Raw genomic sequence first — 13,381 nt, forward strand, 5'->3', positions numbered from 1 at the left:
AAGGAACCACCATGAAGGTTCTTGTTGTGGAGGACGATCCGCTTTTGCAGGTCGATCTTGCCGAAATGCTGGAGCTGATGGGGCACGAAGTCGTCGGCCCGTTCAGCGCGGAGGCACCGGCAATTCAAAGCTGTGATGCATCGCTTCCCGATGCGGCGTTCGTCGATTTCAACCTGGGAAAGAACATGAACAGTTCGAACCTGGCGCGGCGGCTTTTCCATGAGGGCGTGCAGTTTGCGTTCCTGACGGCGCATGGCCGACAATATCTGCCGCGCGATCTGGACGAGGTCCTTGTGATTGAAAAACCCTATACCGAAGCGCAGCTTGAGCAGTTTCTAGGGAGCGTCCGGCACTGACCTGTGCGTGTTATTCGCGGCAAGAGCCTTTGGCATCCGCGAGAGGGTTTCGATCACGAGTTCGGCGGGTTCCGTTTTGTCTATGGCGATCGCGGACGGGTCGATGTCGTGCATACGGGATTGCTCGCCCAGGATGCCGCTGTAAATCACCGTGGACACGCCGCGGGATTTCAGCACGGCCAACAGACGCTTGCCTTCGGGTTCGTTCAGATAAGCGCCGGAAAAGGTGTTACCCAGGTCGAGGTCGAGGATACAGTAGTCGAACTTATCCGCATTTATCGCGGCAAGCGCGTCCTGATAGCAGCTGACGCTGCGCAACGACTTAACCCCGGCATCGCTTAGCGCGATTTCCAAACCGACACGGATTACCGGATCGTCTTCTACGACAAGAACCGATGACAGGGAAATGGGACTACCCTCTAAGATTTTTCTGCTCGGGCGACATCGTACCATGTAGAGCGACTGTCGCGCAAAGGGTGGCTGATACGTAGGCGGGTCACCGCTGGCGAGGTATGCGGGCCGGATTGCGGCATCGGGCGTGAATCGGATTGCGCGCGGCTTACCCGCGAACCAATTCAGATGAACTGTTGCAGACGAATTTGGGTGGCCCGGTCGACCGGCAGAAACTGGGTGTGGACCTTTAGGCCGGGTTCGGCGCTTGGGGCGGTCCGTGCGGGCGCGGGCGTGCGGCGGTGGGTCATGATCGGTCTCCTTTTGTGATCGTGTGATCATGGGTCGGACACAGATGTGTTTCGGTTCAATCACGCCTGCGCGTTCGGGTCTTGCAATGCGCCGGGGACAGGCCATTTTTCGTAGAGAAAGCAAAACGTCGGGGGCACCCATGACCTATCAAAAGACGCAGGACGCGGTGGCACGGCTGACGCCGGAGCAATACCGCGTCACGCAGGAGAATGGCACCGAGCGGCCGTTCACCGGGGAATACAACGACACCAAGGAACCGGGCATCTATGTGGACATCGTTTCGGGCGAGCCGTTGTTCGCCTCGTCCGACAAGTTCGAAAGCGGTTGCGGCTGGCCCAGCTTTACCAAGCCGATCGAGCCGGCGCACGTGACCGAGCTGCGCGACGACTCGCTGGGCATGGTTCGCACCGAGGTGCGCAGCGCGCATGGCGACAGCCACCTTGGCCATGTCTTTCCCGACGGGCCGCAGGACCGGGGCGGGCTGCGCTATTGCATCAACTCGGCCTCTTTGCGGTTTATTCCGCGCGACGAAATGGAGGCCGAGGGTTATGGTGATTATCTGGATCAAGTGGAGGACGTGTGATGTCTGAAGAACGCGCAGTGCTAGCAGGCGGATGTTTCTGGGGAATGCAGGAGCTGATCCGCAAGATGCCCGGCGTGGGCAAGACCCGTGTGGGATACACCGGGGGCGATGTGCCCAACGCCACCTACCGCAATCACGGCACCCATGCCGAGGGGATCGAGATCTGGTTCGATCCCGACAAGATCAGCTATCGCGAGATCCTGGAATTCTTTTTCCAGATCCACGATCCGACCACGCTGAACCGGCAGGGCAACGATGTGGGCATGAGCTATCGTTCGGCGATCTACTATGTGAACGACGAGCAAAAAGCCGTGGCCGAGGACACGATTGCCGATGTGAACGCCTCCGGCATCTGGCCGGGCAAGGTGGTGACCGAGGTCGAGCCGGTGGGCGATTTCTGGGAGGCCGAGGCGGAACACCAGGATTACCTTGTACGGTTCCCGGCCGGTTACACCTGCCATTTCCCGCGCCCGGACTGGGTGCTGCCGCGGCGCGACGCAGCGGAATAAGACGCAGCGAACGACGCACCGACGTTACAGGCAGAGCCGTCCCAATTGGGGCGGCTCTTTCGGTTTGTTGAGGACCTACCCAAAAATACCCTGTTGCGTCATGGATCGAGACACTTAGTATTCCCGGCACAAACAGGGAGAGAAAACCAATGAACAAGATGATCGGAGCCGGCGTCACCGCCGCGCTGTCCTTTGCCTTTGCCGGAGAGGCCCTGGCGGTGGAATGGAACGTGTCCGTCTGGGGCAAGCGCCGCGCCTTTACCGAGCACGTCGAAAAGCTGGCTGAGCTGGTCGCCGAGAAGACCAACGGCGAATTCACCATGAACGTCAGCTATGGCGGGCTGTCGAACAACAAGGAAAACCTTGACGGGATCTCCATCGGCGCCTTCGAGATGGCCCAGTTCTGCGCGGGTTATCACCCCGACAAGAACCGCGTGATCACCGTTCTGGAGCTGCCGTTCCTGGGGGTCAGCGACCTGGAGGAAGAGCTGGCGGTTTCGACGGCGGTCTACAATCACCCCGCCGCCGCCGAGGAAATGGCGCAGTGGAACGCAAAGCTGCTGATGACCTCGCCGATGCCGCAATACAACCTTGTGGGCACGGGCGAGCCGCGCGACGAGCTGGCCGACTTCGAAGGGATGCGCGTGCGCGCCACCGGCGGGCTTGGCGAGGCGTTCAAGGCGGTAGGCGCGGTGCCGACATCCGTGACGGCGACCGAGGCCTATCAGGCGATGGAATCGGGTGTGGTCGACACGGTGTCCTTCGCGCAGCACGCGCACCTATCGTTCGGCACGATCAACCAGGCGGACTGGTGGACGGCCAACCTGAACCCCGGCACGGTGAACTGCCCGGTCGTGGTGAACATCGACGCCTATGAAGGGCTGAGCGATGAACACCGCGAGGCGCTGGACAGCTCTGTGCCCGAGGCGCTGGACCATTACCTGGCCAATTACGGCGAGCTTCTGAAGCGCTGGGACAGCGTTCTGGAAGAGAAAGGCGTCGAGAAGGTGATGATTTCGGACAGCGTGAAGGAAGAGTTCAAGGCCCAGGCCGCGGACCCCGCGCGTGAAGCGTGGATCGAGGAGATGGAAGCGCAGGGCCTGCCGGGCCAGGAGCTTTACGACCTCGTGCAGAGCACACTCGAAGAGCATCGCGCCACCAACTGATCGCGCATGACCTGCACCGCCCGGCGCGCAGCCGGGCGGTGTCGGCTTTTTTACGGGGGAGGATAGGATGGCCGGTGCATCGACCGTTCTGAGCGACAGCAGCCTGCTGAGCCGGCTGGACCGTGCACTGCTCCCCTTGGAGCGTTTCATGGCGCTATTGAGCGGGGTCGCGGCGTTTTCCCTTATGTTTTTAGCGGCTTACTCGGTGTCGGGCCGCAAGTTTTTCGACGCGCCGCTGGCGGGATATGTCGATTACATTGAGGTGCTGATGCCGCTGATTGCGATCATGGGTGTGTCCTATGTTCAGCGCGAGGGCGGACATATCCGCATGGACATCCTGATCGGCAACCTGAGCGGGCGCCTGCTGTGGTTCCTGGAGCTTTTGACGGTGCTGCTGGTGCTGGTGCTGATCGTCGCGCTGGTCTGGGGGTCTTGGGCGCATTTCGACCGATCGTTCGATTGCGCGCGGCCCTTGTGTTCGCGCGACAGTACGATCGACATCGGCCTGCCGGTCTGGCCGGCGAAGCTGGTGGTGCCGGTGGCGCTGGGCGTGTTGGTGGTGCGGCTGGTGTTGCAGGCCGTGGGGTATGGCCGGGCGATGGTGCGGGGGCTGGAGCGGCCCGTCGCGGTGCCGCTGGCGCTGTCGGTGGCCGAGCAGGCGGCGCTTGAGGCCGAGCAGTTGGAAGGGCGCGATTGATGGATCCGATCACGATCGGCCTTTGGACCACGGGCTTCATGCTGGTGATGGTGGTCATCGGAATGCGCGTGGCCTTCGCCGCCGGGCTGGCGGGGTTTCTGGGCCTTGTCTGGCTGCGCTGGAACGGGTTTGATTATGACCCGGCCCGGCTGTGGCAGGCGATCGAGATCAGCGTGAAGATCGCCGGTCAGGTGCCGCATTCCAAGGTGTCGGCGAACGCACTTTCCCTGATCCCGACCTTCATCCTGATCGGGTACCTGGCCTATTACGCCGGCCTGACACGCGCCCTTTTCGAGGCCGCCAAGCGGTGGATCGCCTGGGTGCCGGGGGGACTGGCCGTGTCGACGGTGTTCGCCACTGCCGGTTTCGCGGCGGTGTCGGGCGCGTCGGTGGCCACGGCGGCGGTGTTTGCCCGTATAGCTATCCCCGAAATGCTTAAGATCGGGTATAACAAACAGTTCGCTGCCGGCGTCGTGGCCGCCGGGGGGACGCTGGCGAGCCTTATTCCGCCCTCTGCCATTCTGGTGATCTACGCGATTATCGTGGAGCAGGACGTGGGCAAACTCTTGCTGGCGGGCTTCATTCCGGGGGCGTTTTCGGCCATCGTCTATGCCACGCTGATCATCGGGATCGCGGTCATTTTCAAGTCCGTGGGGCCGCCGGTGGGCGGGTTCACCTTGCGCGAGAAATTCGCGGCGTTGCCCGCCGCGCTGCCCATCTTGGCGGTGGTCGTGATCATCATCTTCTTCGTCTACAACCCGTTCGGCGATGCCTGGGGCACGCCCACCGAAGGCGGCGCGGTGGGGGCGTTCATCGTGTTCCTGATGGCGCTGTGGCGCGGGATGCGGTTGGGGGAGCTGAAATCGGCCCTGATCGAGACGGCGAAGCTGACGGTGATGATCTTTACCATCATCTGGGGTGTGCTGATTTACGTGCGATTCCTTGGGTTTGCGGACCTGCCGGGGGCGTTTGCCGACTGGATCACCTCGCTGACCGTGTCGCCCATGCTGATCCTGATCTGCATCCTGCTGGCCTATGCGGTGCTGGGCATGTTCATGGACGCGATCGGGATGCTGCTGCTGACCCTGCCGGTGGTCTACCCGGCGGTCATGGCGCTGAACGGCGGCGAGTTCGTCAGCGTCGAGGACAGCGCGTTCGGCATGTCGGGCGAGATGTGCGCGATCTGGTTCGGGATCCTGGTGGTCAAGATGGCGGAGTTCTGTCTGATCACACCGCCCATCGGCCTGAACTGTTTCGTGGTGGCGGGGGTGCGGCCGGACCTGAGCGTGCAGGACGTGTTCAAGGGCGTGATGCCGTTCTTCATCGCCGATGCGGTGACGATCGGGTTGCTGGTGGCGTTTCCGATTATCGTGCTGTGGCTGCCGGGGTTGGCCTGACCGCGCGACTCGAAGGTTAACGGGGCGGAACAGCCGAAAACCGCGTCGGTATCACGTCGGTATTTACGACTGTATCGCGGCGGTGCCATCGTCCGAAGGCCCGGATGAACAGGGCGGGCCTTGCGCCCTGTGGCCCGCGTGGCGATTTCGAGTATTTTTGGAACGATGAAATCCGGGGGGCGCCTAGTCGTCGCAGAGGGTGCGCGCGGTGGAGAGGATGGAGTCGGCCGAGGGCATCGTGGCGGCGTAGGCCGGGCCGGTTGCGATGAAGCTGTCGGTGGCGGTGAGGCGGCTGTGAGGAATGTCGGTGTGCTCGGTGAAGAGCGCCATCAGCGCCTCGGCCACGCCGCCGGAGTGGCGGGTCTCGTCGACGATGAGGATGCGCTTGCAGCCCGCCACCGCGTCCAGCAGGGCCGAGCCGGGGAGCGGTGAGAGCCAGCGCAGGTCGATCACGCGGGTCTTGATCCCGTCGGTGTCGAGTTTGGTCTGCGCCTGGCGCGAAAGATGGTGGCCGTTGCCGAAGGTGACGATGGCGAGATCGGTGCCGTCGCCATGCTGGCCGACCTGTCCCAAGGGGATGGTTTCGGATGGGTCGGGATAGGTGGTGAGCCAGGCGTTGTCGCCGGGCTCTGTGAGGTCGCGCATGGGGTAGAGGGCAATGGGTTCGAGGAAGACCACGACGCGCTGTTCCTCGCGCGCCAGACGGACGCATTCGCGGAGCATCTTTGCCGCGTCGGCGCCGGTGGAGGGGCAGGCGAGGATCAGGCCGGGAATGTCGCGCAGGACGGCGATGGAATTGTCGTTGTGGAAATGCCCGCCGAAGCCTTTCTGATATCCCAGCCCCGCGATGCGGATGACCATGGGGTTGGTATATTGGCCGTTGGAGAAGAAAGGCAGGGTGGCGGCCTCGCCGCGCAATTGATCCTCGGCGTTGTGGAGGTAGGCGAGGAACTGGATCTCGGGGATCGGCAGGAAGCCGTTATGGGCCATGCCGATGCCGAGGCCCAGAATGGAGGTCTCATCGAGCAGGCTGTCGATCACGCGGGCGGGGCCGAAGCGGTTTTGCAGCTTTTGCGTGACGCCGTAGACGCCGCCCTTGCGGCCCACATCCTCGCCCATGAGGACGATCTCGGGGTGGGTGAGCATGAGGTCGGTGAGCGCCCAGTTGATGTGGCGCGAGAGGATCTGCGGCTCGTTCATCGCCTTGAGGTCGGGGCCGAAGGCTGCCGCGCGGGCCTCCTCGCTGGGGCCGTTGGTGGGGGCGCATGAGCGTTTCGGCGGAATGAGGGAGGCCATGACATCCTGCGCCGTTTGCAGGCGGGGGCGGGTGGCGGCGTGGTCGCAGGTTTTTGCGACCTCGGCGCAGGTGTCGGTGTAGAGGGTGCGGGCGTCCTGCGGGGTGAGTATGCCGGAGTTGTCCAGCAGGCGGACGGAATGCAGGAGAGGGTCGTTGGCCTCGTCGGCCTCGACCTCGGACTTGGGCAGGTAGGTGGTGGGCACATCGGCGCCGGCATGACCGTAAAGGCGCACGGTGCGGACATGCAGGAAGACCGGCTGGCGGTGGGTGCGGGCATGATGCGCGGCGCGTTGGGCTGTGGCGTATGTGTCGTAGATGTCGAGGCCGTCGCAGGCCATGTAGGTCAGGCCCGGGCGGTGGGCGAAATTGGCGGCGATCCAGCCCTTGGGGGTCTTGACGGAAATGCCGATGCCGTTGTCCTCGCACACGAAAAGCATCGGAAGGGGCACGTTCTGGTAGGCGGTCCAGGCGGCGGTGTTGAAGGCGGCCTGGGCGCTGGCGTGGTTGGCCGAGGCGTCGCCGAAGCTGGCCATGACGATGCTGTCGCGGGGCAGCTGTTCGTGTTCCGGCGCGTGGCGGCGGGCGAGGCCGAGGGAATAGGCGGTGCCGACGGATTTGGGCAGGTGGCTGGCGATGGTGGAGGTCTGGGGCGGGATGTTGAGCGCCTTTGACCCAAGCACCTTGTGGCGGCCGCCGCTGATCGGGTCTTCGGAGGAGCAGGCGAAGGAAAGGGCCATGTCCGTGGCGATGTCCTCGTGCCCGGTTTGCAGGGCGCGGGCGATCTGGAAGGCGGCGTCGCGGTAGTGCAGGAACGCCATGTCGGTGGGGCGCAGGGCGGCGGCGACGGCGGCCATGCCTTCGTGCCCCGAGGAGCCGATGGTGTAGTATCCCTGACCGGCCTTTTGCATGACGCGCGCTTGGGCGTCGAGCGCGCGGGAGAGGCATTGCGCGCGGAAGATCAGGCGCGCGGTCTCGGCGTCGAGCGGGCCGGAGGGGTCGCGGCCCAGGGGCAGGTCGCCGGTGCCTGTGCGGTTCAGAAAGTTTTCGTGCACGATCTGGGCGCGGTCCATGGGCAGTCTCCTTCTTGGTCGAAGGGGTAGAGAAGCCGCGCGGGAAAGGGAAGGGTCAGGTGCCGGGATCGTGGCGGGTGACGCCGCCGATGGCGGTGGTGAGGTCGGTTGCGGCCTGCATCACGGCGGCGCTGAGCCGGTCGATATCGCCGGTGCCGACGCGGCTGGTGGGGCCGGAGACGGAGATGCCGGCGACAGGCTCGTTGTTGAAATCAAAGACCGGGGCCGCGATGCAGCGCATCCCGATGTTCTTTTCCTCGCCGTCGATGGCATAGCCGCGCGACCGGGTGAGCGCGAGTTCGGCGCGCAGGGCGTCCGCGTCGGTGATGGAATGTTCGGTGAAGGCGGTGAGGGGCTGGTTGTTCAGCAGTCGGGTCAGGCGGGCGTCGTCCATTTCCGCCAGCAGCGCCTTGCCGATGCCCGAGGCGTGCATCTGCGACAGGGTTCCAGGGGGGAAGAAGGCGCGGATGCTGGCATGGGTTTCGACCTGGCTGACGAAGAGGACCTGGCCGGAGGTTTCGACGCCAAGGTTGGCGGTTTCGCCGGTCACCTCCATCAGGCGTCGCATGATGGGGCGGGCGCGTTCGACAAGGGTGGTGCGGCGCAGGAAACGGGCGCCGATGATGAAGGCCTGCGGGCCGATATGCCAGGCCTGTTCCTCGGGGTCGAATTCCACCAGGCCGCGCGTTTCCAGCGTGACGAGCACGCGGTAGAGCGTGGCGGGGGACTGGTCCATCTCGGTGGCGAGTTCCGAAAGCGCCTTGCCCTGGTGCTGGCTGACGTAATCGAGCACCTCCATGGCGCGGTCGAGGGACTTGATGGTGTTCTGGTCGGTCTTGTCGTCCCAGCCGCGGGGGCGGCCACGGGCGCGTCGGGGGGAGGGATTCGGGGTGGCCATGGTGTGCCTCAAGCGATTTTGAAATATTACTTCACAATATGAAAAATATAAGAGACTGACAAGCATGAATAAATTTTGCTCGTGTAAAAATGAAAAACGATTTCAAAAAAATTTCCAAGCGGGGGGAGTGTCTGTACACATGGGGTTAGATTTGGAGGAGAGATCCATGAGTTTTCAGAATCCGGTGTTCATTCCCGGCCCGACCAACATTCCCGAAAGCCTGCGCAAGGCGTGCGACATGCCGACGATCGACCACCGGTCGGCGCTGTTCGGTGACATCCTGCATCCCGCGCGGGCGGGTGTGCAACAGGTGCTGAAATCGAAGGACGCGGAAGTGTTCATCTTTCCGTCGACCGGTACGGGCGGCTGGGAAACCGCGATCACCAACACGCTGTCGCCGGGCGACAAGGTGCTGGTGGCGCGCAACGGGATGTTCAGCCACCGCTGGATCGACATGTGCCTGCGGCATGGGCTGGACCTGACCATCGTCGAGACGCCGTGGGGCGAGGGGATTTCCGCCAAGCGATACGGCGAGATCTTGGAGCGGGACTCGGGCCACGAAATCAAGGCAGTGCTGGCCACGCATAACGAGACGGCGACCGGCGTGACGTCCGATATCGGCGCGATCCGCACGGCGATGGATGCCGCCGGGCATCCGGCGATGCTGTTCGTCGACGGGGTCAGCTCGATCGGGTCGATGGACTTCCGGATGGACGAATGGGGCGTGGACGTGGCCGTGACCGGCTCGCAGAAAGGCTTCATGCTGCCGGCGGGGTTGGCCATCGTGGGTTTCAGCGAAAAGGCGATGGAGGCCACGAAGAGCGCGCGGCTGCACCGGACGTTTTTCGACGTGCACGACATGCTGAAGGGCTATGCCAACAGTGCTTATCCCTATACGCCGTCGGTCGGGCTGATGAACGGGCTGAAAGTGTCGTGCGACATGCTGCTGGACGAGGGGCTGGAGGCGGTGTTCGCCCGTCATACGCGTATTGCCAAAGGTGTGCGGGCGGCGGTGCAGGCATGGGGCCTGACGCTGTGTGCGAAGACGCCCGAGGTTTACTCGGACACCGTCAGTGCTATTTCTACGCCCGATGGGTTCAACGCGACCGACATCGTGACCCATGCCGCCGATGCCTATGGCATGGCGTTCGGCGTGGGGCTGGGCGAGGTGGCGGGCAAGGTGTTCCGGATCGGTCACCTTGGCAGCCTGACCGACGCGATGGCGATTTCCGGCCTTGGCGTGGCCGAGATGTGCATGGTCGACCTGGGCCTCGACATTGAACTCGGCTCGGGCGTGGCGGCGGCACAGGACGTCTGGCGCAAGCGCCCGGCCCTGGCAGAGAAGGATGCCGCGTGATGAAAGACGGAGCGGAGATGTATATCCCCACATACCAAGACATGCTGGACGCGCACGAGCGGATCAAGCCGCATATCAACCGGACGCCGGTGTTGCAGTCGGCCTATCTGAACGAGTTGACCGGGGCCGAGCTGTTCTTCAAGTGCGAGAACTTCCAGGAGCCGGGAGCGTTCAAGGTCCGTGGCGGGTCGAACGCCGTGTTCGGCCTGAGCGACAAGCAGGCGGAAAAGGGTGTGGCGACGCATTCGTCCGGCAACCACGCGCTGTGCTTGAGCTATGCGGCGGGGCGGCGGGGCATCCCGTGCAACGTGGTGATGCCGCGCACGGCGCCGGAGGCCAAGAAGGATGCCGTGCGGCGCTATGGCGGGACGATCACGGAATGCGAGCCGTCCACCAGCAGCCGCGAGGCGGTGTTCGCCGAGGTGCAGGAGAACACCGGCGGCGAGTTCGTGCATCCCTACAATGACCCGCGCGTGATCGCCGGGCAGGGGACGTGTTCCAAGGAGTTCATGGAGCAGGTCGATGGCCTCGAGATGATGGTCGCTCCGATTGGTGGTGGCGGCATGGTTTCGGGCACCTGCCTGACGCTGTCGACCCTGGCGCCCGAGGTGAAGATCATCGCGGCCGAGCCCGAGCAGGCGGACGACGCCTATCGCAGCTTCAAGGCGGGGCATATCATTGCCGACGACGCGCCGGATACCATCGCGGACGGGCTGAAAGTGCCGCTGAAGGACCTGACCTGGCATTTCGTGTCGAACCACGTGAGCGAGATGTATACCGCGAGCGAGGACGAGATCGTCGAGGCGATGAAGATCACCTGGAAATACCTGCGGATCGTGATGGAGCCCAGCTGCGCCGTGCCGCTGGCGGTGATCCTGAAGAACAAGGACTCTTTCAAGGGCAAACGCGTGGGCGTGATCGTGACCGGCGGGAACGTGGACCTCGACAAGCTGCCGTGGATGACGTGATCCCTTTGCACACGGTTGAGGTTTCCGATAGGAAACTTACGTAGACGATATGAGCCGGCAGGGCGGCGTGGCCCTGCATGACAAAGACATTCATGGATAGGGAGAGATCCGATGAAAGACATGAGCAATCTCGACGATTTCGAAGTGGGCTTCGACATTCCGGCCAAGCCGGGCATGGACGAATCCGAGATCCAGACGCCCTGCCTGGTGCTGGACCTGGACGCGCTGGAGCGCAACATCAAGAAGATGGGCGACTATGCCAAGGAGCATGGGATGCGGCACCGCACCCACGGCAAGATGCACAAGTCCGTGGACGTTCAGAAGCTGCAGGAAAAGCTGGGCGGCGCGTGTGGCGTCTGCTGCCAGAAAGTGTCGGAGGCCGAGGTGTTCGCCCGGGGCGGCATCAAGGACGTGCTGGTGTCGAACCAGGTGCGCGACCCGGCCAAGATCGACCGGCTGGCCAAGCTGCCCAAACTGGGCGCGCGGACGATCTGCTGCGTCGATGACCTGGCCAACGTGGACGACCTGTCGGCTGCCGCGCAAAAGCACGGCACTGAGATCGAGTGCCTGGTCGAGATCGACTGTGGTGCGGGGCGCTGCGGCGTGACCACGACGCCCGAAGTGGTGGAGATCGCCAAGGCGATCGACGCGGCGCCGGGGCTGAAGTTCACCGGCATCCAGGCCTATCAGGGCGCGATGCAGCACCTGGACAGCTATGACGAGCGCAAGGAAAAGATCGACATCGCCGTGGCGATGGTGAAGGACGCGGTCGACACGTTGAAGGCCGAGGGGCTGGAATGCGACATCGTCGGCGGTGGCGGCACCGGGTCGTATTATTTCGAGTCGAACTCGGGCGTGTATAACGAGTTGCAGTGCGGCTCGTACGCGTTCATGGACGCCGATTACGGCCGCATCCTGGACAAGGACGGCAAGCGGATCGACCAGGGCGAGTGGGAGAACGCGTTCTTCATCCTGACCTCGGTCATGTCCCACGCCAAGGCGGACAAGGCGATCGTCGACGCGGGCCTGAAGGCGCAGTCGGTGGACAGTGGTCTGCCCGTGGTGTTCGGCCGCGATGACGTGGAGTACATCAAGTGCTCGGACGAGCATGGCGTGGTCAAGGACCCCGGCGGCGCGCTGAAGGTCAACGACAAGCTGAAGCTGGTACCGGGCCACTGCGACCCGACCGCCAACGTGCATGATTGGTACGTTGGGGTTCGCAATGGCAAGGTGGAAACCGTCTGGCCGGTGTCGGCCCGCGGCCACGCCTACTAAACCCAAATCTTCCTGAGACTGTCGGGGTTGGCTGCGCGCTGACCCCGCTTTTTTGAAAGGCCCCCAAAGATGATCATTGTTCCCGAGCGCGAGATTGCAGACCTGATGACGCGGGAGGCGGCGTTCGAGGCCGTCGAAAAGGTGTTCGCCGCGATGGCGGCGGGTGACGCGTATAACTTCCCTGTCGTGCGCGAGGCGATCGGGCATGAGGACGCGCTTTACGGCTTCAAGGGCGGGTTCGACCAGGCGGGACTGACTCTGGGGCTGAAGGCCGGGGGCTACTGGCCCAACAACCTGGAGAAGCGGGACATCATTAACCACCAGTCGACGGTGTTCCTGTTCGATCCCGATACCGGCAAGGCAAAGGCGATGGTGGGCGGCAACCTGTTGACGGCGCTGCGCACCGCCGCGGCCTCGTCTGTGTCGATCAAGCACTTGGCGCGCAAGGATGCGAAGGTGCTGGGCATGGTCGGTGCGGGGCACCAGGCGACGTTCCAGCTGCGCGCGGCGCTGGAGCAGCGGAAGTTCGAGAAGGTAATCGGGTGGAACTATCACCCCGAGATGCTGCCCAATATCGAGAAGGTCGCGAAAGAGGCCGGCGTGCCGTTCGAGGCGGTGGAGTTGGACAGCATGGCAGAGGCGGACGTGATCATCTCGATTACCTCGTCCTTTGACGCGACCCTGATGGCCGATCATGTGGGCGCGGGCTGTCACGTGGCCTGCATGGGCACCGACACCAAGGGCAAGCAGGAGGTCGAGGCGGCGCTGTTGCAAAAGGCGACGGTGTTCACCGACGAGGTAGCGCAGTCGATCAGCATAGGCGAGGCGCAGCACGCGATCAGCGAGGGCCTGATCACCGAAGGCGACGTGCACCAGATCGGTGCGGTGATCAACGGCACCCATCCCGGGCGGACGAGCGATGACGAGATCACGCTGTTCGACGGCACCGGCGTGGGCTTGCAGGATCTGGCCGTGGCGGCGAGCGTCGTGGATCTGGCGGTGGAACAGGGCCGCGCCATCGAAGTGGATTTCTGAGGCGGGCGTTTTGCCGCGGCTGAGGCAGGGATAGCATCGGACGAGGGGCGCGAAGGAGACTTCGCGCCTTT

14 protein-coding genes are annotated in these 13,381 nt (G+C 63.7%); 10 read left to right on the top strand and 4 right to left on the bottom strand.

All coding sequences use genetic code 11. The features are described from left to right. Nucleotides 1–11: 11 nt before the first annotated feature. Nucleotides 12–356 carry a response regulator gene (locus tag XM53_RS06555; protein WP_057791533.1) on the top strand — a complete coding sequence of 115 codons (345 nt, stop codon included), beginning with the start codon at nt 12–14 and terminating at the stop codon, nt 354–356. Here the strand turns inward: XM53_RS06555 and XM53_RS23400 are convergent. Both XM53_RS23400 and XM53_RS23895 read right to left on the bottom strand, forming a co-directional pair. After that, a complete protein-coding gene (locus XM53_RS23400) occupies nt 336–809 on the bottom strand; it encodes a response regulator (RefSeq protein WP_268873915.1) in 474 nt (157 codons plus the stop codon). The genes XM53_RS06555 and XM53_RS23400 overlap by 21 nt on opposite strands. Nucleotides 810–931: 122 nt before the next feature. Next, a complete protein-coding gene (locus tag XM53_RS23895) occupies nt 932–1,057 on the bottom strand; it encodes a hypothetical protein (protein ID WP_268873916.1) in 126 nt (41 codons plus the stop codon). 140 nt (nt 1,058–1,197) lie between these two features. Here XM53_RS23895 and msrB point away from each other — a divergent pair, with 140 nt between their 5' ends. The 5 genes from msrB to XM53_RS06585 all read left to right on the top strand — a co-directional run bounded on the left by msrB (nt 1,198) and on the right by XM53_RS06585 (nt 5,410). Next, nucleotides 1,198–1,641, top strand: coding sequence for a peptide-methionine (R)-S-oxide reductase MsrB (gene msrB / locus XM53_RS06565; protein WP_057791537.1), 444 nt, complete (start codon nt 1,198–1,200; stop codon nt 1,639–1,641). Then, on the top strand, nt 1,641–2,150 hold the full coding sequence (gene msrA / locus XM53_RS06570) for a peptide-methionine (S)-S-oxide reductase MsrA (RefSeq protein WP_057791539.1): 510 nt from the start codon (nt 1,641–1,643) through the stop codon (nt 2,148–2,150). Before msrB ends, msrA begins: the two co-directional genes overlap by 1 nt. 149 nt (nt 2,151–2,299) lie before the next feature. Beyond that, nucleotides 2,300–3,316, top strand: coding sequence for a C4-dicarboxylate TRAP transporter substrate-binding protein (locus tag XM53_RS06575; protein ID WP_057791541.1), 1,017 nt, complete (start codon nt 2,300–2,302; stop codon nt 3,314–3,316). Between the two features lie 67 nt (nt 3,317–3,383). Beyond that, nucleotides 3,384–4,013 (top strand): TRAP transporter small permease subunit, encoded by a 630-nt coding sequence (locus XM53_RS06580; RefSeq protein ID WP_057791543.1) that lies wholly within the window; start codon nt 3,384–3,386, stop codon nt 4,011–4,013. Then, on the top strand, nt 4,013–5,410 hold the full coding sequence (locus XM53_RS06585) for a TRAP transporter large permease (protein WP_057791545.1): 1,398 nt from the start codon (nt 4,013–4,015) through the stop codon (nt 5,408–5,410). The genes XM53_RS06580 and XM53_RS06585 overlap by 1 nt, the downstream gene beginning before the upstream one ends. A 183-nt stretch (nt 5,411–5,593) precedes the next feature. Here XM53_RS06585 and XM53_RS06590 read toward each other — a convergent pair whose 3' ends face one another. Beyond that, nucleotides 5,594–7,777 carry a dehydrogenase E1 component subunit alpha/beta gene (locus XM53_RS06590; protein ID WP_057791546.1) on the bottom strand — a complete coding sequence of 728 codons (2,184 nt, stop codon included), beginning with the start codon at nt 7,775–7,777 and terminating at the stop codon, nt 5,594–5,596. Between the two features lie 55 nt (nt 7,778–7,832). Beyond that, nucleotides 7,833–8,675: an HTH-type transcriptional regulator BhcR gene (gene bhcR, locus XM53_RS06595; protein WP_057791548.1), complete on the bottom strand. Its 843-nt coding sequence runs from the start codon at nt 8,673–8,675 to the stop codon at nt 7,833–7,835. Nucleotides 8,676–8,841: 166 nt separating this feature from the next. On the opposite strand from bhcR, the gene bhcA reads away from it, so the two are divergent. From bhcA to bhcD, 4 genes are all read left to right on the top strand, one after another. Next, nucleotides 8,842–10,032, top strand: coding sequence for an L-aspartate--glyoxylate aminotransferase BhcA (bhcA, locus tag XM53_RS06600; protein ID WP_057791550.1), 1,191 nt, complete (start codon nt 8,842–8,844; stop codon nt 10,030–10,032). Next, nucleotides 10,032–11,000, top strand: a complete 969-nt coding sequence (bhcB, locus tag XM53_RS06605) for a beta-hydroxyaspartate dehydratase BhcB (protein ID WP_057791551.1) — start codon at nt 10,032–10,034, stop codon at nt 10,998–11,000. The genes bhcA and bhcB overlap by 1 nt, the downstream gene beginning before the upstream one ends. 111 nt (nt 11,001–11,111) lie before the next feature. Beyond that, nucleotides 11,112–12,275 carry a 3-hydroxy-D-aspartate aldolase BhcC gene (bhcC, locus tag XM53_RS06610; RefSeq protein WP_057791553.1) on the top strand — a complete coding sequence of 388 codons (1,164 nt, stop codon included), beginning with the start codon at nt 11,112–11,114 and terminating at the stop codon, nt 12,273–12,275. A 69-nt stretch (nt 12,276–12,344) separates the two neighbouring features. Further along, nucleotides 12,345–13,310: an iminosuccinate reductase BhcD gene (gene bhcD / locus XM53_RS06615; protein ID WP_057791555.1), complete on the top strand. Its 966-nt coding sequence runs from the start codon at nt 12,345–12,347 to the stop codon at nt 13,308–13,310. The last annotated feature ends 71 nt before the right edge of the window (nt 13,311–13,381 follow it).

The sequence above is a fragment of the Roseovarius atlanticus genome (assembly GCF_001441615.1).
GTDB lineage: Bacteria > Pseudomonadota > Alphaproteobacteria > Rhodobacterales > Rhodobacteraceae > Roseovarius > Roseovarius atlanticus.